24 protein-coding genes are annotated in these 24233 nt (G+C 36.0%); 22 read left to right on the top strand and 2 right to left on the bottom strand.

Annotated elements, in window-relative coordinates; genetic code table 11:
- The first annotated feature begins 144 nt into the window (after positions 1–144).
- From rluF to P0N36_RS02230, 15 genes are all read left to right on the top strand, one after another.
- On the top strand, positions 145–882 hold the full coding sequence (rluF, locus tag P0N36_RS02300; RefSeq protein ID WP_275841199.1) for a 23S rRNA pseudouridine(2604) synthase RluF: 738 nt from the start codon (positions 145–147) through the stop codon (positions 880–882).
- 45 nt (positions 883–927) lie between these two features.
- Positions 928–1497 carry a hypothetical protein gene (locus P0N36_RS02295; protein WP_275841197.1) on the top strand — a complete coding sequence of 190 codons (570 nt, stop codon included), beginning with the start codon at positions 928–930 and terminating at the stop codon, positions 1495–1497.
- A 22-nt stretch (positions 1498–1519) separates the two neighbouring features.
- Positions 1520–1720, top strand: a complete 201-nt coding sequence (locus tag P0N36_RS02290; protein WP_442957179.1) for a YwbE family protein — start codon at positions 1520–1522, stop codon at positions 1718–1720.
- Between the two features lie 182 nt (positions 1721–1902).
- A complete protein-coding gene (locus P0N36_RS02285; protein WP_275841194.1) occupies positions 1903–3816 on the top strand; it encodes an NAD(P)/FAD-dependent oxidoreductase in 1914 nt (637 codons plus the stop codon).
- A 100-nt stretch (positions 3817–3916) separates the two neighbouring features.
- The gene (locus tag P0N36_RS02280) at positions 3917–4897 is read left to right on the top strand and encodes a polyprenyl synthetase family protein (protein ID WP_275841193.1); all 981 of its coding nucleotides are present in this window, start codon (positions 3917–3919) and stop codon (positions 4895–4897) included.
- Between the two features lie 22 nt (positions 4898–4919).
- The gene (locus P0N36_RS02275) at positions 4920–5303 is read left to right on the top strand and encodes an FMN-binding protein (protein WP_275841191.1); all 384 of its coding nucleotides are present in this window, start codon (positions 4920–4922) and stop codon (positions 5301–5303) included.
- On the top strand, positions 5303–6883 hold the full coding sequence (locus tag P0N36_RS02270; protein WP_275841188.1) for a Spo0B domain-containing protein: 1581 nt from the start codon (positions 5303–5305) through the stop codon (positions 6881–6883). The genes P0N36_RS02275 and P0N36_RS02270 overlap by 1 nt, the downstream gene beginning before the upstream one ends.
- A complete protein-coding gene (locus P0N36_RS02265) occupies positions 6846–7538 on the top strand; it encodes a response regulator (RefSeq protein ID WP_275841187.1) in 693 nt (230 codons plus the stop codon). Before P0N36_RS02270 ends, P0N36_RS02265 begins: the two co-directional genes overlap by 38 nt.
- On the top strand, positions 7528–8484 hold the full coding sequence (locus tag P0N36_RS02260) for a 1,4-dihydroxy-2-naphthoate polyprenyltransferase (protein ID WP_275841186.1): 957 nt from the start codon (positions 7528–7530) through the stop codon (positions 8482–8484). The genes P0N36_RS02265 and P0N36_RS02260 overlap by 11 nt, the downstream gene beginning before the upstream one ends.
- Before the next feature lie 258 nt (positions 8485–8742).
- Complete coding sequence (locus tag P0N36_RS02255; RefSeq protein ID WP_275841185.1) at positions 8743–8940, top strand: cold shock domain-containing protein; 198 nt, start codon at positions 8743–8745, stop codon at positions 8938–8940.
- A gap of 231 nt (positions 8941–9171) precedes the next feature.
- On the top strand, positions 9172–9369 hold the full coding sequence (locus tag P0N36_RS02250) for a cold-shock protein (protein ID WP_125138068.1): 198 nt from the start codon (positions 9172–9174) through the stop codon (positions 9367–9369).
- 134 nt (positions 9370–9503) lie between these two features.
- Complete coding sequence (locus P0N36_RS02245) at positions 9504–10439, top strand: AEC family transporter (protein ID WP_275841181.1); 936 nt, start codon at positions 9504–9506, stop codon at positions 10437–10439.
- A gap of 49 nt (positions 10440–10488) precedes the next feature.
- A complete protein-coding gene (locus P0N36_RS02240; protein WP_275841180.1) occupies positions 10489–11154 on the top strand; it encodes an HAD family hydrolase in 666 nt (221 codons plus the stop codon).
- A 202-nt stretch (positions 11155–11356) separates the two neighbouring features.
- Positions 11357–11620 carry a TfoX/Sxy family DNA transformation protein gene (locus P0N36_RS02235; RefSeq protein ID WP_275841179.1) on the top strand — a complete coding sequence of 88 codons (264 nt, stop codon included), beginning with the start codon at positions 11357–11359 and terminating at the stop codon, positions 11618–11620.
- 86 nt (positions 11621–11706) lie between these two features.
- Positions 11707–13335: a putative manganese-dependent inorganic diphosphatase gene (locus P0N36_RS02230; protein ID WP_275841178.1), complete on the top strand. Its 1629-nt coding sequence runs from the start codon at positions 11707–11709 to the stop codon at positions 13333–13335.
- A 66-nt stretch (positions 13336–13401) separates the two neighbouring features.
- On the opposite strand, the gene P0N36_RS02225 is transcribed toward P0N36_RS02230, so the two are convergent.
- Complete coding sequence (locus tag P0N36_RS02225) at positions 13402–15153, bottom strand: M3 family oligoendopeptidase (protein WP_275841177.1); 1752 nt, start codon at positions 15151–15153, stop codon at positions 13402–13404.
- A 175-nt stretch (positions 15154–15328) separates the two neighbouring features.
- Between P0N36_RS02225 and P0N36_RS02220 the strand changes: the two genes are divergently transcribed.
- Complete coding sequence (locus P0N36_RS02220) at positions 15329–16132, top strand: hypothetical protein (RefSeq protein ID WP_275841176.1); 804 nt, start codon at positions 15329–15331, stop codon at positions 16130–16132.
- 64 nt (positions 16133–16196) lie between these two features.
- Here P0N36_RS02220 and P0N36_RS02215 read toward each other — a convergent pair whose 3' ends face one another.
- A complete protein-coding gene (locus tag P0N36_RS02215) occupies positions 16197–16625 on the bottom strand; it encodes a DUF3783 domain-containing protein (RefSeq protein ID WP_275841175.1) in 429 nt (142 codons plus the stop codon).
- A gap of 283 nt (positions 16626–16908) precedes the next feature.
- On the opposite strand from P0N36_RS02215, the gene P0N36_RS02210 reads away from it, so the two are divergent.
- The 6 genes from P0N36_RS02210 to P0N36_RS02185 all read left to right on the top strand — a co-directional run bounded on the left by P0N36_RS02210 (position 16909) and on the right by P0N36_RS02185 (position 24228).
- Positions 16909–17916 carry a deoxyguanosinetriphosphate triphosphohydrolase gene (locus P0N36_RS02210; RefSeq protein WP_275841174.1) on the top strand — a complete coding sequence of 336 codons (1008 nt, stop codon included), beginning with the start codon at positions 16909–16911 and terminating at the stop codon, positions 17914–17916.
- A 136-nt stretch (positions 17917–18052) separates the two neighbouring features.
- Positions 18053–19816: a DNA primase gene (dnaG, locus tag P0N36_RS02205; protein ID WP_275841173.1), complete on the top strand. Its 1764-nt coding sequence runs from the start codon at positions 18053–18055 to the stop codon at positions 19814–19816.
- A 40-nt stretch (positions 19817–19856) separates the two neighbouring features.
- Complete coding sequence (rpoD, locus tag P0N36_RS02200; RefSeq protein WP_275841171.1) at positions 19857–20981, top strand: RNA polymerase sigma factor RpoD; 1125 nt, start codon at positions 19857–19859, stop codon at positions 20979–20981.
- A 121-nt stretch (positions 20982–21102) separates the two neighbouring features.
- Positions 21103–21792, top strand: a complete 690-nt coding sequence (locus P0N36_RS02195) for a tRNA (adenine(22)-N(1))-methyltransferase (RefSeq protein WP_275841170.1) — start codon at positions 21103–21105, stop codon at positions 21790–21792.
- Complete coding sequence (locus tag P0N36_RS02190; protein ID WP_275841169.1) at positions 21779–22561, top strand: Nif3-like dinuclear metal center hexameric protein; 783 nt, start codon at positions 21779–21781, stop codon at positions 22559–22561. The genes P0N36_RS02195 and P0N36_RS02190 overlap by 14 nt, the downstream gene beginning before the upstream one ends.
- 11 nt (positions 22562–22572) lie before the next feature.
- The gene (locus P0N36_RS02185) at positions 22573–24228 is read left to right on the top strand and encodes a nucleoside kinase (RefSeq protein ID WP_275841168.1); all 1656 of its coding nucleotides are present in this window, start codon (positions 22573–22575) and stop codon (positions 24226–24228) included.
- The last annotated feature ends 5 nt before the right edge of the window (positions 24229–24233 follow it).

Below are 24233 nucleotides of genomic sequence, written 5' to 3'. Positions count from 1 at the left end.
AATAAAAGAGTAGCAAAGCCTTTGCTACTCTTTTATGATGTCTACGTATAACTTAGTTTTGACACTTTAACCATTCATGATATAATAAAAAAAGAGATAAAATAACCAAATATATTGAAATCTAAATTTAAAGGTGTGGTATATATGACTGATTCAATGCGACTGAATAAATACATTAGTGAATCCGGTACTTGTTCTAGAAGAGAAGCCGATAAGTTGATTCAAAAAGGCGTGGTTACGATAAATGGTAAGATCGCTCTGGTAGGCTCAAAAGTAGAAAATGAGGACAGTGTAGCAATAGAGGGGGAAATCATAAAGTCTAAAACCGATAGGGTTTATATGGCCTTTAACAAGCCTGTAGGTGTAACCTGTACCACGGATATGAAGGACCCTACTAATATTGTGGATTACATTGGTTATAAAGAACGCATTTTTCCTATTGGTCGTTTGGACAAAATGTCAGAAGGCTTAATTTTTATGACCAACGATGGTGATATTGTTAACAAAATACTACGGTCTGGTAACCAACACGAAAAAGAATATGTTGTAACCGTGGACAAACCAATAACGGATGACTTCATTAGGAAAATGGAACGTGGTGTTCCTATACTAAAAACAAAGACCAAGCCTTGTAAAATAGAACGTATTGGTAAGAGCAGGTTTAAAATTATTTTGGTTCAAGGTTTGAACAGGCAAATCAGGCGTATGTGTGAGGTCTTTGGCTATACGGTTGTGAAGCTTAAGCGTATAAGAATTATGAATATTGAGCTTAGAGGCATCGAATCTGGTCAGTGGCGTTATTTAGATCAGGGTGAAATAAAAGAAATTAATCGACTCATAAGAAGTTCCAGTAAAACAGAAGAGGCTTCATTAAAAGAATAAAGCAATACGATGGTATAGTTTCTTAGAAATGATTGGGGAGAACTTATGAATGAAAAGATGCTAAAATCAATATACCGTTATGATAAAAAAGAAAAAACCTATCATATAGATGTGCATCTTGACAATTATCGGGATGTGTACAGTGAATGGGACTATTCACCTTTTGTGAATAGAGATATGGACGAAGACTTATTAGAATATTTGATGTCATGTTCTTATGAAATACCCATGAAAAAGAACTTGGCTATTAACTTTTTCTTGTTAAAAACACTACAAGATGCCAATCGAGAAAAAAGAAGTATAGAGGGTATTCATAATTATTTTGGGTATCGTATTCGTCAAGTGAAAACACAACGGTTTCGCCAGATGCGTAATACCTTTACTTTCTTTATAATAGGCGTAATTTTGTTAATATTCGCCGTTTTTTCAAGCAACTTAATTAAGAATCCGATTCTGGAACAATTGTTATCAGAAGGCCTTTACATTGGTGCTTGGGTAGCTATGTGGGAAATGTTTTCTATTTGGTTTTTTCATATCAATGGATTCAATTACCAAATTAAACATTATTTGCGATTAAAATCCGGTAATATTTATTATCATTATGTTGATAAATGAACATTGTCGACAAAAAGGAGGTATGCCTGTGGAAGGTAGTGAAAGAGATTCAATTCGATTAGGTATGACTGTGAAAGTTGTCCAGAAACAGGATCAAAAAAGTGGTCAATTAACGGAAGGTGTGGTCAAGAAAATATTGACCAATTCCAAAAATCATCCTCATGGTATTAAAGTCATGCTAGAAAATGGTATTGTCGGCAGGGTTAAGATGATTGTTTCCTGACAAACGAAGAACAAAAAGAACAAAAAGAACTAAAACGACCGTAATATTGACAAATAAATGTCAAACTTGTATATTTGGTTAAAGGGTCAAAACTAAGTTTCACCAAATTCACATACAATATATAGATTTGACACCTTAATCATATTTAGTTGAGTGAATAAAACGGATAGGAGCGAAAAAAAATGGGAAATGAAAAACACATCGTGGTCTTAGGTGCAGGTTATGGCGGTATTCTCACAGCTAAAAAGCTTGCAAGAAGATTCAAGAAAAAAGAAGATATAAAGATTACATTAATTGATAAAAATACATATCATACTATGTTGACGGAGTTACATGAGGTTGCTGCTGGTCGGGTACCGGAAGAATCTATAAGAATTGACCTTGATAAGATTTTTGAGGGTCGTAATGTGGATGTGGTATTAGATGAGATTAAAAACATCGACTTTGACAAGAAAGAATTAGCCGGTGATTTGAATACTTATAACTATGATTATTTGGTACTGGGAACAGGCTCGAAACCAACTTTCTATGGTTGTAAGGGTGCAGAGGAAAACGCTTTGACCTTATGGTCTTATGAAGACGCTTTGAAGATTAAGTATCATATTTTAGAAGCTTTTGGTAAGGCAAGTGTAGAAAAGACACCTGATAAAAGAGCCCACCTTCTAACGTTTGTTGTTGTTGGATGTGGTTTCACAGGTATAGAAATGATTGGTGAACTCGCTGAATGGACAGATAAATTATGTTTTAATTTCAACATACCAAGGGAAGAAGTTAAACTTATGGTAGTTGACTTGTTACCAAGAGTGTTGCCAATGTTTAAAGACAAATTAATTCATAAAACAGAGAAGCGCTTGGAAAAACTAGGTGTAGAAGTCTTAACCCATTCCAATATTATCGAAGTAAATAGAAACAGCATAAGCATAGAAGGTAAAGAGCCTATTCCGACCTATACCACTATTTGGGCCGCTGGTGTTGAAGGCAGCGACTTGATGGGGACTTTGAAAAAAGAGCATTTTAGTAAAGGACCAAGAAATCGTGTTCAAACGGATCAGTACCTAAGATCTGAAAGTCATGATGATGTTTTTGTGGTAGGAGATAACATCTTCTTCATTCCGGAAGGTGAGGAACAACCTGTACCGCAGATGGTTGAAAATGCTGAGCATTCATCTGCTTTGGTTGCACAAAATATAGTAGCAACGATTAAAAAAGAACCTCTTAAACCTTATAAACCGAAGTTTCATGGTGCTATGGTAAGCATCGGTGGTAAGTACGGTGTAGCTCAAGTCGGTTCGCCCAAAAACCAAATGGTATATTCCGGATTTATCGCGATGTTGATTAAACACATGATTAATATGGTTTATTTTTTACAGGTATCCGGATTTAACAAAGCATGGACTTATATGATGCATGAATTTTTCCATGTTGAAGACCGACGTAGTTTTTTGGGTGGGCACTTTTCAAAACGATCACCTAATTTTTTCTTAGTGCCACTCAGGTTGTTTGTTGGTTTGAAATGGTTGTTAGAAGGTCTTGCAAAATTACCGAGAATCATGGAAAATCCAAATGATATTTTCTTGATACCAGCAAAAATACCAACGTCCGGGGCATCAGAACCATGGGTTGAAGAGGCGACAGAAGCCATCGTATGGACAACATCATTGCCCTTGCCACAATTTGTTGAAGATACCGTTAGTTGGATGCTTAACTTAAGCCAAGGTGCGGCCCTTCCGGTTCCGGAATTCATAACGAACATGGTAGATGCTTCTATGGATATGATGTTCTATACATCTACGGGAGACTTTACAGCCATGGCATCCGTTTTTCAAACAGCCATGATCCTTGGTGAAATTGCAGTCGGTGGTGCGCTTATACTGGGTCTATTTACAGCACTAGCATCTATTGGTTCTATTATAATGGGTATTATGATTTGGTCTTCTAATATGGCACCTGTGGAGATGTTATGGTATCTTGCAGGCGGATTTGCATTGATTGGAGGCAGTGGCAGTACATTTGGTTTAGACTATTATGTCTTACCCTTCTTGAAGAAACAATGGATGAAACTAAATTTTGTTAAAAAATGGTATTTATTCACATAATAATACAATGCTTGGGTAGGATGCTGGCCAGTGGCCTGCATCCTAAACTAAAGCGGTTCCTATAGTATCTAAGAAATGACATAAAACAAGTGGTGATAATATGAATACAAAAATAACAGAAGCATCTTTGTTTCTACAACTTGAAAAAGTAAAAGAGAATATGAAATCTCAAACGGCTTCAGGTGATGCCTTTTTAAATGGATCTCTTGATTATTTAATGGCTACTGGTGGAAAAATGTTAAGACCTACATTTCTTTTGGTTGGAAGTAGAATGGGTGAAGCCTATATGGAGCGAGAGTCTGAAATTATAAAACTGGCAACGGCTATAGAAACCATACACCTTGCAACCCTAATTCATGATGACATTATTGATGAAGCAACCATGCGAAGAGGTAAAGCTTCTATACAAGGCAAGTATGGCCAATCCTATGCCGTCTATATGGGCGACTATTTGCTTAGTCAATGTTTTTTGATGCTTACTAACCTTGATCTTGAAAAACCCCTTGCAATTGCCCTTGCAAAAGTTGTTAGTAGAATTTGTCTGGGTGATATGAAACAAAATCAGTTGCGGTACAATGTTAAGATTACACCTTACAAATACATTAAGATGGTATCAGGTAAGACGGCTGCATTGTTTTCTGTAGCGATGAGTTCGGGCGCATACTATGCAGGCGCCGATGAGAAAGATGTCAAGATTCTCAGTAGAATTGGCTATGAGATAGGAATGGCTTTTCAACTTGTAGATGATCTTCTTGATTTTGAAGGAGATACGACAACGGTGGGTAAGGAAGTTCAAATGGATGTACGTCGCGGCTACTATAGCATGCCAATCATCTTTGCACTTCAAAAAGAAAATCATTACTCCGAAAGACTAAAAACGTTGTTGGGCCAAGATATGGATGATGATAGCCTAATTGAAATGTTTGAAGCGGTCAAGCTTACAGGTGGTGTTGAACAAACAAGGGCTTTGGCTAATAAGTATCATATGAGAGCCATGGCTTTATTGGATAAGTTACCTAAAGGCGATACTAAAACAATACTTAAAGACATGATTCCTCCTTTATTGAGTCGGATGAACTAAGGTAGAAGAAAAAGAGGCGATAATGGTGTATACAAAAAAAACAAGAGGGTTAAGGGGTTTCTTCTCATTAACCTTTTTTCTCATAGTTATGATGATTATGGCAACGGGCTGTACTGAAAAAGAGCCCATTTTCATACCGGGAACATATATTAACGAGACAGAGGGTTATTACAGTAACCTTAGAGTCAGTGTTACGGTGGATCATAGTCATATAACCAATATTGAGATATTAGATCATGAGGAGCCGGAATTATTGGCGAATGTGGTTTTTGAAAAATTACCTAAGGCCATTATAAAAAAAAATAATACGGATGTGGATATTGTATCAGGTGCGACTTATACAAGTGAAGCCTTGATTGATGCCGTAAAAAAAGCCCTTGAACAAGCAAAGGTGGCGGAGGAATAATGAAGCTACATTATAAAATCATGATTGTTGTGACAACGGCCATTATCTTAGTAATTGGCTTAATATCTCTAGTAGCAAATCATCAACTGAAAGCTTCTATGGAACAACATATGGGGAGTGCGGCAAGTGACATGGCTGTGGTTATTGCGAAATTGCCTGAGCTTGGTCAGAAGTTGTCTGAAAAAAGAGAAGATGGATCCATTCAAAGGCAAATTGAAAGATTAAGAGTACTGACAAGGTATCAGTACATTATAATAATGGATATGGAGGGCATACAATATGCCTATCCCTATAAAAGCGGTCTATATAAGCCGTATAAAAATGGCGGTGAAGAAGGGGTTCTAAATGAAGGCAAGGCCTATATATCCGCCGATAATAATGAGCTTATTTCTGCAATAAGAGCCTTTCATCCAATATATTATAAAGATGAACAAGTAGGTGCGGTACTTGTGGGATTATTAACCGATGAAGTTCAGAAAGAAAATGAAACCCATCGAGAAAATATCGAGTATGCATTGGTTATAGGTATGGTCCTTGGGGTTATTTTGGCTTTATATCTAGCGATGGATATAAAGAAATCTATCTTTGGACTTGAACCAAAAGAAATAGCCCTATTGGTTAGTGAACGGGAGTTGATTTTGCACAGCATTGAAAAGGGTATTATAGCCATAGATCAAAAAGGTGAAGTCCTTATTTGTAATAAGAAATCTCAAATGATGTTGAATCTACCTATAGATGATAAGTGTTCAATAGAACATCTATCACAAACACCAATATATGACTATATGTTAGATGCCATTCGAACAGAGTCTGATATAGCAAATGAGCAATTGTTTTTACCAAACAAAACAAGAATCTTAATTAGCTTATGTCTCATGCATGACAGTAACAATCAAGTAATTGGTGCAGTTGCCAGTTTGGAAAATTTGACACAAGTCAGAGCCCTAGCGGAGGAGTTGACAGACTATAGACATTTGGTGGATTCTTTAAGAGCTCAGAATCATGAATTTATGAATAAACTTCAAACCATATCTGGTTTATTACAGTTAGGCGAGCATGAAGAAGTTTTAGATTATATTGACACTCTAGCGTCAAAAAATAGTAGGTTTAATCACCTTCTAAGTGAACATATAAGAGATAATAAAATTGCCGGCTTACTGTTGACCAAGTACGCATTATTGTCAGAAAACAAGATAGACTTTGTTATTGATCAGGATTCATTTGTAGATGGTTTACCGACGGAGTTAAATGCAGAAGAAGCCTGTTCAATTATTGGTAATTTACTTGAAAACGCAATGGATGCGGTTAATCAAGGCGTTCAAAAGAAAATCATTATTTTTTTAGATAGCAATCAAGACCACTTTATTATGGAAATATATAATTCGGGTCCTCCGGTAGATGAAGAAGCTTTGGCTCATATATATGAAAAAGGATTTTCAACAAAAGGTAACAATCGAGGCTACGGCTTATATCTGGTTAGAAGTATTGTAGACAATGCAGAAGGCATTATTGATTATGTATATGATGAAGGAGTGAGATGGTGTGTCAATATCCCAAGAGATAAAAGTATTGATCGTTGAAGATGATTTAATGATTCAGCGCATACTGACAGAGTTTCTGAAAAAAATAAAAGGGTATACTTTAGTTGGTGTGGCTTCTGATTACACAAATGCAAAAAGCTTTATTGAATCTACAGCCATTGATTTTGTACTATTGGATATATATTTGCCAGGTGGCTTAGGTATAGATCTTCTAAAGTGGATAAGGCAGCAAGAGAGGGCTATAGATGCCCTACTTATTACCGCAGATAATAGATCAGAAACACTTGAAAAGGCTATGCGGTTTGGCGCGGTTGATTATTTGATTAAGCCATTTAGATTTAGTCGATTTCAAGAAGCATTAAAAAGATATTTGACAAAAAAAGCGCAGCTTCATAGTATAATTATGATGGATCAAGAGAATATTGATCAATTAATGCGTTTGAATAAAAATCCAATCTATGAAGAAAGTACGAATCAGACATTTGAAAACATAATGGGTTTTTTGCAAAAAAATCCGGATCAGAGCTACACATCTTCTGAAATTGCCAAAACATTAGGGATTTCCAGAATAACAGCTCGTAGGTATCTGGAAGAGATGGAGAATGATGGGATTGTTGTTTTGGAACTTGCATATGGTGGCGTAGGTCGACCTAAAAATCTTTATCGCTTCGTTGGAGGTAGAAATGAAAATTAGCTCTTTTTTTAAGCTCGTGGAAATACAGACAAAAGTAGCAAGTGTGTTGCCTTTTTTAACAGGGGTTGCCTTTTGCTACTATAGATACCGTGAATTTGATCTACTAAGACTTGGATTGTTTTTTTTGAGTATGTTATGTGTGGATATGGCAACAACAACCATTAATAACTATTGGGACTACAAAAAAGCGATTCTAAAAGAGGGCTTTAACTATGAAAGCCACAACGCAATTGTTAGAGACAGGCTTACAGAAAAACAGGTCATATTAACCATTGGTATATTGTTAGTGATTGGTGCTCTTTTCGGTTTTGCTCTATTTCTTTTAACGGATTGGGTAGTACTAGTAATAGGCATCCTTGCCTTTGGTGTTGGCGTTTTATACTCTTATGGGCCGATCCCCATATCTCATACACCCCTTGGCGAAGTGGTATCAGGTACAATGATGGGTGGGCTTATATTTTTCATTACAAATTATATTCAGATTTTTGAAAGAGGTTATATTAATTACTATATGGAGTATATGACTTTTCATTTGGCAATTAATATGAAAGAAATCATCATCATTATATTTATTGCAGCGCCCCTTATATTTTTGATTGCCAACATAATGCTCGCCAATAATATTTGTGATATGGAGGACGATTTAATTAATAGGCGCTATACACTGCCAGCTTATATAGGTAAAAATAACGCCATCCATTTATTTGTTCTATTGGTTGGGCTGTCCTATTTTAGTATGTTGATTGGCATTATAATGAAATGGCTGCCTATTTCAACTTTATTAGTTTTTTTAACTATTTTTCCAGTGTATAAGGGCGTAAAAGAGTTTTTGAAGGAGCAGAATAAGGCCAAGACATTCGTTGTCTCTGTGAAAAACTTTGTAGTAATATCAGGAAGTTATGTGGCTTCTATATTTCTAAGTATTATAGTATCTATGTTAGCATAGACATATTTATTTATAATATTATACGCAAAACTATATATAAATATCAAATATTAAGTTTTACAAAGAAAAAATGGGAAAAGGCTTGCTTTTTTTTCAAAATGCTTTATTATTAAGGAGAACCTTGTATTGTTAGTAAATGAATCAAATTATAAAAATTATCAAGACCATGTACCATGTACAAGTTGATTTTGAATTTTTATTGAATGATGCAATTTTACCAAATGATAGTAAGGAAATAAAAATTCGGAGGTCACTAAAATGACAGGTACAGTAAAATGGTTTAACGCAGACAAAGGTTTTGGATTTATCACTACAGAAGATGGAAATGATGTGTTCGCACATTATTCACAAATTCAAAAAGACGGATTCAAATCATTAGAAGAAGGACAAGCAGTTAACTTTGATGTAGTTGATGGCGCTAAAGGCCCTCAAGCAGAAAACATCACAGTAGCTTAATTAAACCTATCAAGACCTGAAGACTTGTCTTCAGGTCTTTTTTATAAAAAAAGCTTGCAATTTTCAGGAAATACTATATGCTTATATAGAACCTTGTATTATTTAAGTAAAAGAAGTATCCTTTTCAAATAAAACATTTAAAACCATATATGACTTGATTTTGAATTTTTATTTTAAGATGTAATTTTACCACAATGATAATGAGGAAATAAAAATTCGGAGGTCATTAAAATGACAGGTACAGTAAAATGGTTTAACGCAGACAAAGGTTTTGGATTCATCACAACAGAAGCTGGTAATGATGTGTTTGCACATTATTCACAAATTCAAAAAGACGGATTCAAATCACTAGAAGAAGGACAAGCAGTTAACTTTGATGTAGCTGAAGGCGCTAAAGGCCCACAAGCAGAAAACATCACAGTAGCTTAATCTACTTAGATGAATACGAGATCTGGAGCTTTGCTCCAGGTCTTTTCTTATTCTCAACATTTGAATGAATAAGTTATATGGTATGACGAAGTCAATCTTCTAATTCTTCAAGGCTAAAAATAGAAAGGGCACTTATGGATTTCTCTCTCGTTATTACTCAGGTCATTATTTTATTTTTTATTATGCTTCTAGGCTATGTTCTTAGAAGCAAGCATATCATTACTGATGAGGGTATAAAAAACTTTTCATCCCTAATTTTTTATGTGACCATGCCTGCCATGATTATAGCTTCTCTTGGTAATACAGCAACAACAAAACTTTCAGATCTTTATGATATTGCCTTGGCTACATTTCTTACCTATATCATTCTTATTGGAATGGCGCCGGTTTTAACCAAATTAGTAAAGGTACCAATAGGTAGTAAGGGACTTTATAGATTCATGGTTATTTTCGGTAATGTTGGTTTCATAGGCTTCCCTATGATCATAGCGCTTCTTGGTGAGGATGCCTTATTTATGGCGGCCATTTTTAATATCCCTTTTAACTTACTCCTTTATACACTTGGCGTTTATCTTATCCTTTCTGATAAAAATAAAAATCATAAAATAGAATGGTCAGTAAAGCAGTTCATGAATCCCGGCATTATTGCAACACTCATTGGCATCACTTCTTTTTTAACAGGATGGAAACTACCAAGCACAATCTTGAATATATCAGATGTACTAGGAGGTATTACAACGCCTTTAGCTATGATTGTGGTAGGCGCATCTTTATTTGGTGTTCAGTTAAAAACAATATTTAAGAACTATAGAATCTTTTTGCTGAGTTTAATAAGGATGATTCTTTTCCCTTTAGGCGTAGGGTTTGTTCTGTCATCTATTGGGTTGACCGGTTATGGTTTGTGGGTCCCAATCATCCTGTCAGGTATGCCCATAGGTACCAACACCGTCATCATGGCAAGACAATATGAAGGAAATACCCTTGAGGCTTCAGAAGCTGTATTCTTGTCTACACTTATGATGGTTCTAACGATTCCTATACTTATTATGATTGTGGGTTTATACACATAAAATCATTTGGACGACCAATTAACATTTATGAATAGAACAGGAGGAACCAATGGAAAACGTAATGATAATATTTGATTTAGACGGTACACTTGTAGATTCGATTGAAGGTCTTGCATATTCAATGAATTTGGTATTGAAAGCAAACCAGTTAAAAACCCATAGTACAGAAACTTATTTTGAATTTTTAGGAGAAGGTATTGAAAGACTTGTCTTTAAAGCATTACCGGAAACCCATAGAGATGCTGCTTTGGTTACAAGCTACTATAAGCAGATGTTGGCATCCTATAATGAACATTTTGACAAGGATTTAGTACCTTATCATGGCATTTACGACATGTTAGATGCATTTGTTGACATGGATGTAAAAATGGTAATACATACCAATAAAAATGAACGTATGGCCAAGATAATTGTAGAACATCATTTGGGACAGTATGACTTTCTTAGACTTATTGGTGATGACGGAATAAGGAAAAGGAAACCGGATTACCAAGAAGTTATGGCGCTTCTAGATGACTTTGAGATTCAGAAAAATCGCTGTTTCTTTGTCGGTGATACGGAAATTGATGTTCAAACAGCGCAAGCAGCCGGTGTTCCCATGATTGCTGTTTCTTGGGGATTTAGAAAACCAGAGGTATTGAAGGCCTTAAATCCGACTTATTTGGTGAACAAACCAGAGGAGATTGTGGATATTGTAAGAAAAGTGACAAGCTAGCTTGAGAAAAATACTTTCTTATGGCATAATGATAATGAGTTGTTGAGGGACAACTTTATTTTTCAGTCATAAGTTGTAAAATAAGGGTGTATTTAGTGCGTTTAATTAATTTTTATTTACCATTAAGTACAGACGAATAAGAACTTAAAGGCTAGGGCCTAATAGTCGACTAAATTTTGAATGTATTTTGGAGGTAAGAATTATGAGAGTATCGAATCTGGTAAATATTGGACCAAAATTAGAGAGCTTGTTAAATGAAGTTGGTATTCACGAAGCAGAAAAGTTAAGAGAAATTGGAAGTGTTGAAGCAACCTATCTTCTTTATCAGAAAGATCAGGACTGTATCAACAAACTGTTTGCACTTGAAGGTGCAATACGAGGCGTACGATGGCATAACATTCAACATGAAGAAAAGATGAAGCTGAAACAATCTTTTGATGAAAGGTGTTTGGATGTGAATGGATGATGGTGGATTGTTGTTATAGTGCGTCCATATAAAAGTGAAAATGTTACGAATGACTGTATTTGAGTTGATAATGGAGGTGGTTTTATTTGAGAGAAATCGTCTATATTTTTGGTCACAAAAACCCGGATACTGATTCGACTTGTTCTGCTATTGCTTATGCGAATCTAAAGAATCAGATAGATTCAAGTCATGAATATGTTCCGGTTTTACTGGGTGAACCAAATAAGGAAACCCAGTTTGTTTTGAAACAGGTTGACCATGAGGTACCCAAAGTTGTACATCATTTAAAGCCACATGTAACGGATCTTGAGATCAACCAAGTTGGTTTTGTAAAAGAGGCGACTTCCATAAAATCAACCTTAGAAACCATCGTTACACAGGTGGGGCGGTCGATTCCTGTTGTAGGTGTTCACGAACATTTAATTGGTGTTGTTTCTATTTCAGATATATTACCCTTATATATGTCTATGGAAGGACAGAATTTCTTAAAAGATACTGGTACACCTTATAGCAATCTTATCTCGGAATTATCATTAGAGGTATTTTATGGTAAAAAGCCGACAGGTAATGTTACAGGTAGAATTATTCTATTTGATGATATTCAAGAAGAGGAAGAATTTTGTAAGAAGGACATTCTCTTTTGTGATGTTAAGACCTATATCAGCGGTAAGACAGAAGGCATAGAGGTAGGCCTACTTGTTCTTGCTAATATAGTAGATAAAGAGGCCTTACAGATTGATGTGAAAGAAACCAGATCGATATTGATAACGGATAAGTCTTTGTGCGCCTTATTAAAGATCATTAATCAAACAGCACCTATAAAAAGTGTGGTTAAAAAAGATAATCTAGAGTATTTTTCAACTTATGAGACCATTGAAGATGTTAAAAGAAATATGTTGACCTCAAAATTCAGACGATTCCCTGTTGTCGATGAAAATGGTTTTATCAAAGGTATGATTTCAAAAGGTGATTTGTTTGAAACTAGACAGAAAAAAGCTATTTTGGTAGATCATAATGAAAAGGGACAATCTATTGATGGTATAGAAGACATTCATCTGATGGAGGTCATAGATCATCATCGGGTGGCAGATATCCAGACTATGGGGCCCTTGTATTTTAGAGTGGAGCCCGTTGGATGTACATCTACGATTGTAGCTAAGATATACGAAGAAAAACAAGTAAAGATAGATAAAAAGATGGCAAAAATAATGTTGAGTGCCATTTTATCAGATACATTGCTGTTTAAATCGCCCACATCTACAGAAGTAGATGAAGGGATGGCCAATAAACTTGCAAAAATAGCAGGTGTGGATATTCAAATGTACGGCATGCAACTTATTCATGCAGGTGCAGATCTTGAAGGATTGACGGCTATGGAAATCTTAACCACAGACCTTAAACGTTTCACCTTTGGAGATAATAGGGTCATCATAGCTCAAACCAATACCAGTGACTTTGACGGATTTTTCAAAGTATATGATGAAGTGTTACAAGCGATGCGTAATATGAGCGATGATCAGGAAGTGGATCTGGTTGTGCTATTGGTAACGGACGTTGTTATGGGTGGTACTGAGCTTATAGCTGTGGGACCAGCCAAGTGGATTGTAGAACAAGCTTTCAAAGTACAGTCAACTGAAAACAGCATCTTCTTGCCTAATGTATTTTCGAGGAAAAAACAAGTGGTGCCGAACCTAATGAAAGCGGCTAAATTATAGACAAAAAACGACGTATTATTCAAGTTAAGATCTTGAGTAATACGTCGTTTTTTTAAAAGTAGGTGATTAATAAGTCAAGAATAAATCGATGTCTTTTTTGATTAACTCAAGTGAAGCTCTAAAAAAATCAGGGCTGTGGGCATCGACACCAACAATGGATAGAACGTCTTTGATATTGTTTGAACCGGTTGCTTTAAGAAGTTCATCATACTTAGGTATAAAGCCTTCCTGATTTTCAAGGTACATGGCGTATAGTCCCTTTGCAAATAATAAGCCAAAAGCATAGGGGAAGTTGTAAAAGTTATAATCAGCAGAATAATAATGAGGTTTACAAACCCACATATAAGGGTGTAAAGAATCATGGTTTAATCCATCTCCATAAGCTTCTTTTTGTGCATTTAGCATCAAGGTATTCAACTCTTTAACAGAGAGAGAAGCAATGCTGCGTTGTTTGAAAAGTTCGGTTTCGAAAAGATAGCGGCTATAGATGTCAACGATGACTTGACAAGCGCTCATTATTGCATTCTCAATAATGACGATGGCTTCATCTTGGGTAGCATGGTTCAAAGCGGCATTGTTAACTATGGTTTCACAAAAGATAGAGGCAGTTTCTGCTAAAGGCATAGGGTAGTCACTGTTGGTTTGGACCTCGTCTTTAAGACATTCACCATGGTAACCATGGCCAAGTTCATGGGCCAAAGTGCTAACATCGTTGAAGTTGTTGTTGAAATTAGCCATGATACGGCTTTCGGAAACACAGTGAATATTGCTACAAAAAGCGCCGGAAGCTTTACCTTCCTTTGGGAAAGGGTCAACCCAATCCATTTCAAAGGCTTTTTTGGCATAGTCGCCGAGAACATGACTATAACTTGAAAAATTTGAAATAATGAAATCTTGTGCTTCTTCATATGTATATGTCATATGAACATTACCTATTGGGGCAAATAAATCATAAAAGGGTAGGCCATGGTCATGGCCGAGCATTGTTGCTTTTTTCTTAAGATATGCCCTAAAATGGGGTAGGTATTCAGAAATAGCGGTCATCATGGCATCAAGTGTTTCTTGATCCATTCGGGCATTTTTTAGAGTCATTTCAAGAGGTGAAGCGTAACCACGTTTTTGTGCCACAGTTATAACTTCACCTTTGATTGCATTTAATGCAGCAGCAGAAATGGTGTCTATTCGTTTGTAAGATTCAAGTTCTGCCTCGTAAGCGCGACGCCGCTTCTCACTGTCTTGATCATAAGCGAGGCTTCTAACAATGGATATAGGCAAGATATCTCCATCCACAGAGGCCGTTAGAGAGGCGAGGGTTGCTTCCTGAAGCTTACTCCATGCATTGGACCCTGTATTGCGCATATGGGAAAGCAGGGACTCCTCAGCATCACTTAACATATACTTTGCTTCATCTCGTGCATTTAGAATTGCAAACGCATAAGGTTTTAACTGAGGTGTGCTATTTATAATTGTCTCTAAATCAGATACTCTACCTAACCATTTCTTGAAACCAACAGTAACGAGTGTGAGTATAGGGTCATATCCCTCTACGGTTTCGATGAGTTTTAAGGCCTTTGAATTTTTTGTATCTACAGAGTAGATGAGTTGGCCAAAGTTGCCTAATGCCTCGAGAATGGCTTCTAAAGCATCCATAAGTTGATAATATCTGAGTATTTTTTCCTCTATTGGTTTTGGACCCTTTAAATCCTCATTTATGTAATTCTGAGCTTCTTCCATGAGTTGGTGAACGGTATTTTGGTCTGTGGTTAGCTTGGGATCTTCAAAAGATGTGTATAAGACATCTAAATTCCACTGTTTCATAGGCCTCTCCTTATAATATATATTTTTGAAACGTTAACCATAGATGGGTAACGACTAAATTGTAACATATCGGAATTATTTATGAAATAGAGGGTTTTAAAAAAAGAAGGAATGGTCTATAATTAATCTAGCGGTCATGGGAGCAAAATGGCTAATTCAAAGAAGGAGGTTTCGTATGCCTTGGTGTCCGAAATGTAAAACAGAATATGAAGACCATATAGCACAATGTGTAGACTGTAACATAGATCTGGTACCGGATTTAGAAAACCATACCTATATGAGAGATTTGATTGCGGTCAAGCCCGATGATTCAGAAGAATTGTTAAGGTATCTCACTTACTCGGGTATAGAAAAAGTGGAAACGGTTCAAGTAGAGGATAACTTGGTCATAAAGGTTGGAGAAAAAGAATATGAATCTGCTATGACATACGTTAAAGTCTATATACGTGAACATATGGAAGAAACTAAGGAAGATGATTTCTATTTTGATGAGTACGAAGCAGAGACAGTTGATGTAAAAGGCAAGGTCAGCGAAATGAAATCAACGGTATACACGTTTGGTATTGTAGGAATATTGGCGATCATACTTGGCCTATTAAACTATATGGAGGTCATAAAAATCGGTGGGTTTAACAAAATCATGATTTCTTCCGTATTGGTTATTATGGGTGGTATATTTACATATATTGCTGTTCATACCAGAAAAGGTATAGATGTTGCAAAAGCTGAGGGAGAAACAAAAGAACAGTTGCATCATCAATTGGTAGCAAACTACTTCAATACAAAATCAGAAGAAGGTTTGTTTGGATTAAGTGGCATTAAGGAAGAAGATTTTGATGACCCTGCAATGTATTTTGCAATCATTGATAAAATCAAGGTACAGGTCAAAAATCAAAATCCTGATGCGCCACCGGCTTTGATTAATGGTGCATGTGAAACTATTTATGATCAAATCAATGAAAATAGAGAAAGCAAATAAAAAAAGATGGCTGCCTTTGACTTAAATGTCAGGTGCCATCTTTTTTTATGTTTGGTTAAAGATTCTAATCTTTTTTAGATTGTTTTTGCTTTGAGGCAATCATTGCCCGTTCATCTAGCAAATCTTTTAGAAGCTCGTTAAATGGCCAATTAATGGAAAGAGGTGTAACAACGGCAAATAGGGGACGTGGTAGGCCTAATGTTTTGAAATTGCGAACAAAGTCATTTAATTCTTGAGGTGAGACAGCATTAAGGACAATGGCTTGAGTATCGACCCACTCAATACCGAAAGTTGGTTTATCAGTATGGTTGATAAGCCTCTCCAAAGCATTACCCATTGTTGTGGGTGTTACAAGCACAAGCTCAAATATGTCATAATTAGAGGCATAGTTCTTAATCTTATCCAATGCAGTTTCATCATACCCATAGACCAGAAGACAAGTCTTACCTTCCGGTCTATTATTGTTGTTATAATCTATTTTTTCAAAAGCCATAATGTATCCTTTCGTGTTGAGTCTGTTAATAGTTAAGGAAAGTTCTATTATACCGAAAAAAAGACTTCATGACCATAAGGATTACATTTTATTTCAGAATAATAGCCTCATATAATAAAAAAAACAGATATTAATGAAAATTTAAAGGAAAATCACCTTTTATGAAGTATATTATAAAATAGATAGAATTTTATAGATTCAACCCTGGTTAAAGGGTCAAAACTAAGTTTTGATACCTTAACCAACTATTTTATGAATCAAAGTCATAAACAGGAGGTACAAAATGAACCTTAGAGAGCAACAGGAGAATTTTGAAGAGCAGTTCTTAAGTGAATATGCCGTGCTTTCGAAAAATTCAGCCGGCAGAGAGACGGAAGAGTTACCTTGTGATATAAGAACGGATTTTCAGAGAGATCGAGACCGGATTATTCATTCAAAGGCATTTAGAAGGTTGAAGCATAAGACGCAAGTGTTTATTTCACCGGAAGGTGATCATTATAGAACCAGATTAACCCATACTTTAGAAGTTGCTCAGATTGGTAGAACCATTGCAAGAGCATTAAGGTTAAATGAAGATTTGACAGAAGCCATAGCCCTTGGTCATGATTTAGGACATACGCCATTTGGCCATGCTGGAGAGCGTGCCCTAGACAACATATGTGAACTTGGCTTTAAACATTATGAACAAAGCATAAGGGTTGTTGAGATGTTGGAGAATAAAGGCAAGGGTCTAAACTTGACATGGGAAGTAAGAGACGGTATATTGAATCACCCAACAAAGGGCGAACCAAGTACACTAGAAGGTAAGATCATAAGATTATCAGATAAGATCGCATATATTAATCATGACATTGACGATGCCATTCGTGCAAAGATTCTAATGGCAGATGACATACCAAAAGCCTATTTAGATGTACTCGGTCAAACGGCGAGACAAAGAATTAATAATATGATTCACGATATAGTTGATAACAGTATTGATAAAAACGATGTTGTTATGAGTCTTACAATGATGGAAGCCATGCAAGAATTGCGAGTTTTCATGTTTGAAAATGTGTATATCGGTTCTAAAGCCAAGGAACACGAGAATAAAGCTATTAACATGTTGACGCAACTTTTCTTATATTTTAAAGAACGGGAGCATCTTCTCCCTTATGAATATTTGGAACGTATTGATAACAAACAAGATACCCTTGATCGTGTGGTGTGTGATTATATTGCCGGAATGACAGATCGTTATGCTATCAACACTTTTACAGAGTTATTTATACCATCATCATGGAAAGATTGAATGAATCTTAATGTTGAGACTTTACTCAAATATTAAAAAGACCAAAGAAAAATAAAGGAAATTTGATAGACTTGTCGAAAACTACTTAGGTACGACAAAATAGATACGTACACGGGCAGAAAAAGAGGTCAAAAGGATGCTTTATCCAGAAGAGTTGATTGAAGAAATAAGAACTCAAAACAATATCATTGATGTAGTAGCAGAGTATGTCCATCTAACAAAAAAAGGTAGTTCTCATTTTGGTCTATGTCCTTTCCATAATGAAAAGTCTCCGAGTTTTTCTGTTAGTGAAGACAAGCAGATGTATTATTGCTTTGGATGCGGTGCCGGTGGCAACGTATATACCTTTGTTATGGAGTATGAGAATTACAACTTTGTTGAAGCAATAAAAGCATTAGCGGACAGGGCTCATATTCAATTACCGGAAATGGAGTATTCAGAAGCTCAGAAAAAAGAATTGAGCTTTAAGCAAAGACTGTTAGATGCTAATAAAGAAGCTGCTAGATATTATTACTATCAAATGATGAACGACCCTAAGAAAAAAGCCATTCAATACCTTGAAAAAAGAGGTATAGATGAAATGAACAGAAAAAAATTCGGATTAGGGTATGCTAACTTTTTCAGAGATGACACTTATAAGTATTTGAAAAGTAAAGGTTATACAGATCAAGAACTTTTTGAAGCAGGATTAACAGCAAAAGAAAAGACGAAAAAGGAGGCTTATTATGATCGCTTTTTTGATCGTCTTATGTTTCCCATCTTTGATGTTCATAACAGAGTAATAGGTTTTGGTGGCCGTGTATTAGGTGATAGTAATCCAAAATACTTAAATACAGGAGAAACCAAGCTTTTTGATAAAAGCCGCAATCTATATGGCATGAATATTGCCAGAATGACACGTAATAAAAAATTGATAATCGTAGAAGGGTATATGGATGTAATTGCTCTGCATCAGGCGGGATTTACTACAGCCGTTGCATCCTTAGGCACAGCTTTTACAACCGGACACGCCAGTTTGATTAGACGTTATGCAGAAGAAGTGGTGATTGCATACGATACAGATGACGCAGGTATAAACGCCACACTAAGAGCGATTCCCATACTGAAGAAGGCAGGCATCAGTGTTAGAGTGTTAAGTGTCGAAGGTGCCAAAGATCCAGATGAGTATATCGAGTTATTTGGTGCTCAAGGATTTTTAGATTTGATAGAACGAGCAGAACCCAGCTTCATGTTTGAAATTAGGCAACTAGAAAAATCTCATAACCTAAAAGACCCGGAAGGTCGAACCAATTTTGACTATGCTTTGGCTAAAAAGATATTAACTCTGGAGAATGAAATCGAACGAGAGAACTACTTGGATGCTGTGGTAGATAAATATAATATAAAAAGAAGTGCAATGGAAAGTCTTCTGGGAAAGATTGGAAAAAACATTGGTATAACCAGTCAGCCTAAAGACCAAAACGATGGGACAACAAGTAGGGATTCGAAAGATGTTATCATGAGGGCCCAAAAAAACATGTTAACATTAATCACAAGTCATCAAAAAGTCTACAATGCCATAAAAGAATTAATTACGCCGGAGGCATTTTCAGATAACACATATCGAAAAATGGCACAAATGGTTATGGAAGCCTATGAAAAGGATGAAACCATTGAGCCAGCAAGTTTGATTCAACAGTTTGATACCATAGAAGAACAGAATATGATTGCAAATGTATTTAACAATAACATGCCCATTGAACACGCTGGACAGTTTGAAAAAATGATTCGAGAGAACATTCAAATCATCAAGCGGCAACATATAGAGCAACTATCCAAACAAGTGAATGACCCGAAGCAGTTACAAGAGATGATCAACATGAAAAGACAGCTAGATAGCTTAAATATATCACTTGATTGAACCAACCATAATCTATAAGATTAAGGAAAGGATTGAAAAAATGGCTAAAAATAAACCTGAAGTTGAAACATCTGAAGAGGATATAGCATTGTTTCAAGAGAAGCTTGCGGAATTATTGAATATGGCAAGAGAAAAAAAAGATGTTCTTGAATATGCGGAGATTGAAAGACATTTCAAGTCTCTTGAGTTAACACCGGACCAAATTGAGCTTATTTATGAGTTTCTTGACAAAAATGATATCGATGTTTTAGGTATGGTATCCGATGAGGATGAAGTTATCGAAGAAGAAGAGGAAGAAGAAGAAATTGAACTGGACTTATCCTTGCCGGATGGTATTAATATCGATGATCCTGTCCGCATGTATTTAAAAGAGATTGGGAAAGTAAGTCTCTTAACGGCTCAAGAAGAAATCGATCTTGCCAAAAGAATGGAAGATGGTGATATTCAAGCAAAACAACGTTTAGCAGAGGCCAACTTGAGGTTGGTGGTTAGTATTGCAAAACGTTATGTAGGGCGGGGTATGCTGTTTTTAGATCTTATTCAGGAAGGCAACTTAGGTCTGATTAAAGCGGTGGAAAAATTCGATTATAGAAAAGGCTATAAATTCAGTACCTATGCGACTTGGTGGATACGACAGGCCATTACAAGAGCCATAGCCGACCAGGCTAGAACCATACGTATACCGGTCCATATGGTTGAGACCATTAACAAGTTGATTCGTGTCTCTCGACAACTTCTTCAAGAGTTAGGAAGAGATCCGTTACCGGAAGAAATTGGTGAAGAACTGAACATGCCGGTTGAAAAAGTTCGAGAAATTCTTAAGATATCACAAGAACCTGTTTCTTTAGAGACACCAATAGGTGAGGAAGAAGACAGTCACTTAGGTGACTTTATTCAGGATGATAATGTACCTGTTCCAGCAGAAGCAGCAGCTTTTACCTTACTAAAAGAGCAACTGGTTGAAGTGCTTGATACTCTAACAGACCGAGAACAAAAGGTCTTAAGGTTAAGATTTGGCTTGGATGACGGGCGTGCAAGAACACTTGAGGAAGTTGGCAAAGAGTTTAATGTGACAAGGGAACGTATCAGACAAATTGAAGCCAAAGCTTTAAGGAAGTTGCGACATCCAAGCCGCAGTCGTAAACTAAAAGATTACTTGGAATAAAATGTATGGTCTAAGGTCTTGGTTTTGGGGATATCTCCAAGACCAAGACCTTTCATTTCTTGAAGGTATGGTTAAGGAGTCAGAACTAATTATCAAATAGCAAAATAAAGGGGGGATGACAATGTTATCAGATCGTTTACAGGCTATAGCAAAAATGGTACCTCATAATTCTATTGTTGCCGATATAGGAACAGACCATGGCTACTTGCCTATAGCACTTGTCAAAACCAACCAAGTATCTAAAGCTTATGCTATGGACATCAATGAAGGACCTTTGATGAAGGCGCGAGAAAATATAATGTCTTATGGATTGGAAAGTCAAGTCATTGCAATCAGATCGCCGGGTCTTGAACGGTTGCCTATGGATGTGAATGCTGTTGTTATAGCAGGGATGGGTGGCATTTTGATTGGCAACATATTAATGACATCCAAGAAAAAGCTCAGTTATGTAAAAGACCTAATTCTATCACCTCATTTGGATGTACCCCATGTCAGAAGAACAGTTCATACTTTGGGGTATAGGATTATTGAAGAAAAAATGATTATAGATCAAGAAAAATACTATACAATTCTTAAGTGTAAACAAGGCCAAGAGGTCTATACTGATCTAGAATATGAGTATGGGAAAAAGTTGATGGAAGAAGGTACGGATACTTTTTTGGCTTATTTAGAGGCAGAAAAAAATAAGTTAGAAAAAGTCATAAAGCGTCTAAATACGATAGATACAAAAAGTACAATTGGAAGAAGCATTGTTCTAAAAGATAAATATGAGACAATTGTAAAACTAAGGAGGCATCATGAAACTAAATGAGATTATTAAGATAATAGAAAATGTCATCCCTATGGAAGCCATTGAGCCTGGAGATCCAAGCGGTCTTCAAATCGGTAAATATCAGAAGGATATAAAACATATTAGGGTTGCCTTAGAAGCATCCATAGATGTGATAAAAGGTGCTATAAAAGATGATGTCGATATGCTTTTTGTACATCATCCTTTAATATATACACCAATTCAGAGTATCTGTGATGACACGGTTTCCGGTTATAAAATACAGGAATTGATTCGTCATGATATAGCGCTGTATGTGGCACATTCCAATATGGACCGAGCTGCTAATGGATTAAATCGCTATTTTGGGAACAAAATAGATTTAGAGCATATTACTGAAATGTTAATAGATAGCCAGGGTTATACCTTATCTGGCAGCTTGAAGAAACCAATGAATCTAAAAGAATATACTGCGTTTTTGGGGAATCGCTTATCAACACCCAATCTAAAGTATGTTGGGGAAGATTTGAAAATCATTAATAAGGTAGCGTTTGTAACAGGAAGTGGTATGTCTCTTCTAAGAAAAGATATGTTTGAAGAAGTGGATGTGTTTTTAACAGGTGATCTAAAGTATCATGATGCTATGTGGGTTTATGAATCTGGATACAGTGTTATTGATGTCACGCACTATGGTAGTGAAGTAATGGTTACAGAACTTATGTATGAACTGTTACTAGAACATATGGACAAAAGTCTTATCTTAAGCAAGGACAATTATTTAAACAACCCAATAAAAAACTGCGAGGTATAGGGATGAATGATATGATTAAGATCAACGTGATGAATGAGGAAGTAGAAGTAAAGGCGGGGACCACTTTATTAGAACTGGCATCTGTATATCAATCTCAGTTTCAAACACCCATCGTATTAGCTGTTGTTGACAGTAAGCTTAGTGAGTTGAATCAAAAAATCAAAGAGCCGTGCAAGGTTGTGTTTCTAGATATCTTAAACAAGGATGGATTTAGAACATATCAACGCAGTCTGTCTTTTGTCATGATCAAGGCGGCACATGATGTTATTGGTCATGAAGAACATATCAAAGTTATTGTTCAGTATTCAATCAACTATGGCTTCTATTGTGAAATCGAACCAAAAAGACTTTTGAAATCAGATACGTTGACAAAAATCAAGGAAAGAATGATTGAGCTTATTAATCTCGGTTTGCCCTTTGTTAAGGAAACGGTCAAAACGGATTATGCCATCAAAATTTTTGGAAATCAGTTTATGGAAGATAAAGTGAAACTGTTTAAGTATCGCCGAGTGTCCAATGTTAATTTATACCGTTTTGATGATTTTTATGACTATTTTTATGGCTATATGGTACCAGACACAAGTTATCTAAAAGTATTTGATTTATATCCCTATGAAGGTGGCATGATTTTACAATTCATTGACTTTAAAGATCCAAGTAAGGCAGCTCATTTTGAACCAGACCAAATGCTATTTGAGACCCTGAAAAATGCAACTGATTGGGGGCACTTGATGGAGGTTGACACAGTTGGTGATCTTAATGATGTCATTTCACAAGGCAATATGAATGAACTTATTATGGTACAAGAGGCACTAATGGAAAAAAAGATTGGTAGAATTGCAGACCGTATAATGAAAGATATTAAGCACAAGAAGTTTGTTTTTATTGCCGGTCCATCATCATCCGGGAAAACAACTTTTGCTCATCGCTTATCGATACAACTTAGGTCGCTAGGGTTAAAACCAAAGCCTATATCTTTAGATAACTATTTTGTTAATCGAGACGATACACCTTTAGATGAAAATGGAAACTATAATTTTGAATGTCTTGAAGCGTTGGATGTGGCTCAGTTTAATTATGACATGCACCAACTCTTAAATGGTGATATTGTATCTATGCCGGTTTTTGATTTTATTTCCGGATTAAGGCAGTATAAAGGTGACACCCTTAAGTTGGAAGACAATACAATATTGGTTATTGAGGGTATACATGGTTTAAATCCAAAGTTATCTTCAGCGATACCTGAAGAAAACAAATATAAAATCTATATAAGTGCCTTAACCCAATTAAACATTGACAATCACAATCGGGTTCCGACAACAGATGCTAGGTTACTTAGACGCATGGTTAGAGACAATCAATATAGAGGCGCCTCTGCAACAAAAACACTTGGGATGTGGCCATCTGTAAGAAATGGTGAAGAACAGTATATTTTTCCCTTCCAAGAGGAGGCGGACGCCATGTTTAACTCATCTCTTATCTATGAATTATCGGTTCTGAAACAATATGCAGAACCTTTATTATTCAATGTTCATAGAGGAAGCTCGGAATACTTAGAGGCCAAAAGATTGATTAAATTCTTGGATTATTTTCTAGGGATATCTAGTGAGAGTATACCGAATAACTCTATCATCAGAGAGTTTATCGGTGGCTCTAATTTCAGGTAACCATA

The organism is Petrocella sp. FN5, from assembly GCF_029210395.1.
Taxonomy (GTDB): domain Bacteria; phylum Bacillota; class Clostridia; order Lachnospirales; family Vallitaleaceae; genus Petrocella.
The sequence above is the reverse complement of the archived record's forward strand: the minus strand, read 5'-3'. Positions and strand labels throughout refer to the sequence as shown.

Bases quoted from the DNA above. Each gene is read 5' to 3' on its own strand.
- rluF (WP_275841199.1), top strand. From the start codon at position 145: ATGACTGATTCAATGCGACTGAATAAATACATTAGTGAATCCGGTACT.
- P0N36_RS02295 (WP_275841197.1), top strand. From the start codon at position 928: ATGAATGAAAAGATGCTAAAATCAATATACCGTTATGATAAAAAAGAA.
- P0N36_RS02290 (WP_442957179.1), top strand. From the start codon at position 1,520: ATGCCTGTGGAAGGTAGTGAAAGAGATTCAATTCGATTAGGTATGACT.
- P0N36_RS02285 (WP_275841194.1), top strand. From the start codon at position 1,903: ATGGGAAATGAAAAACACATCGTGGTCTTAGGTGCAGGTTATGGCGGT.
- P0N36_RS02280 (WP_275841193.1), top strand. From the start codon at position 3,917: ATGAATACAAAAATAACAGAAGCATCTTTGTTTCTACAACTTGAAAAA.
- P0N36_RS02275 (WP_275841191.1), top strand. From the start codon at position 4,920: ATGGTGTATACAAAAAAAACAAGAGGGTTAAGGGGTTTCTTCTCATTA.
- P0N36_RS02270 (WP_275841188.1), top strand. From the start codon at position 5,303: ATGAAGCTACATTATAAAATCATGATTGTTGTGACAACGGCCATTATC.
- P0N36_RS02260 (WP_275841186.1), top strand. From the start codon at position 7,528: ATGAAAATTAGCTCTTTTTTTAAGCTCGTGGAAATACAGACAAAAGTA.
- P0N36_RS02255 (WP_275841185.1), top strand. From the start codon at position 8,743: ATGACAGGTACAGTAAAATGGTTTAACGCAGACAAAGGTTTTGGATTT.
- P0N36_RS02250 (WP_125138068.1), top strand. From the start codon at position 9,172: ATGACAGGTACAGTAAAATGGTTTAACGCAGACAAAGGTTTTGGATTC.
- P0N36_RS02245 (WP_275841181.1), top strand. From the start codon at position 9,504: ATGGATTTCTCTCTCGTTATTACTCAGGTCATTATTTTATTTTTTATT.
- P0N36_RS02240 (WP_275841180.1), top strand. From the start codon at position 10,489: ATGGAAAACGTAATGATAATATTTGATTTAGACGGTACACTTGTAGAT.
- P0N36_RS02235 (WP_275841179.1), top strand. From the start codon at position 11,357: ATGAGAGTATCGAATCTGGTAAATATTGGACCAAAATTAGAGAGCTTG.
- P0N36_RS02225 (WP_275841177.1), bottom strand. From the start codon at position 15,153: ATGAAACAGTGGAATTTAGATGTCTTATACACATCTTTTGAAGATCCC.
- P0N36_RS02220 (WP_275841176.1), top strand. From the start codon at position 15,329: ATGCCTTGGTGTCCGAAATGTAAAACAGAATATGAAGACCATATAGCA.
- P0N36_RS02215 (WP_275841175.1), bottom strand. From the start codon at position 16,625: ATGGCTTTTGAAAAAATAGATTATAACAACAATAATAGACCGGAAGGT.
- P0N36_RS02210 (WP_275841174.1), top strand. From the start codon at position 16,909: ATGAACCTTAGAGAGCAACAGGAGAATTTTGAAGAGCAGTTCTTAAGT.
- dnaG (WP_275841173.1), top strand. From the start codon at position 18,053: ATGCTTTATCCAGAAGAGTTGATTGAAGAAATAAGAACTCAAAACAAT.
- rpoD (WP_275841171.1), top strand. From the start codon at position 19,857: ATGGCTAAAAATAAACCTGAAGTTGAAACATCTGAAGAGGATATAGCA.
- P0N36_RS02195 (WP_275841170.1), top strand. From the start codon at position 21,103: ATGTTATCAGATCGTTTACAGGCTATAGCAAAAATGGTACCTCATAAT.
- P0N36_RS02190 (WP_275841169.1), top strand. From the start codon at position 21,779: ATGAAACTAAATGAGATTATTAAGATAATAGAAAATGTCATCCCTATG.
- P0N36_RS02185 (WP_275841168.1), top strand. From the start codon at position 22,573: ATGATTAAGATCAACGTGATGAATGAGGAAGTAGAAGTAAAGGCGGGG.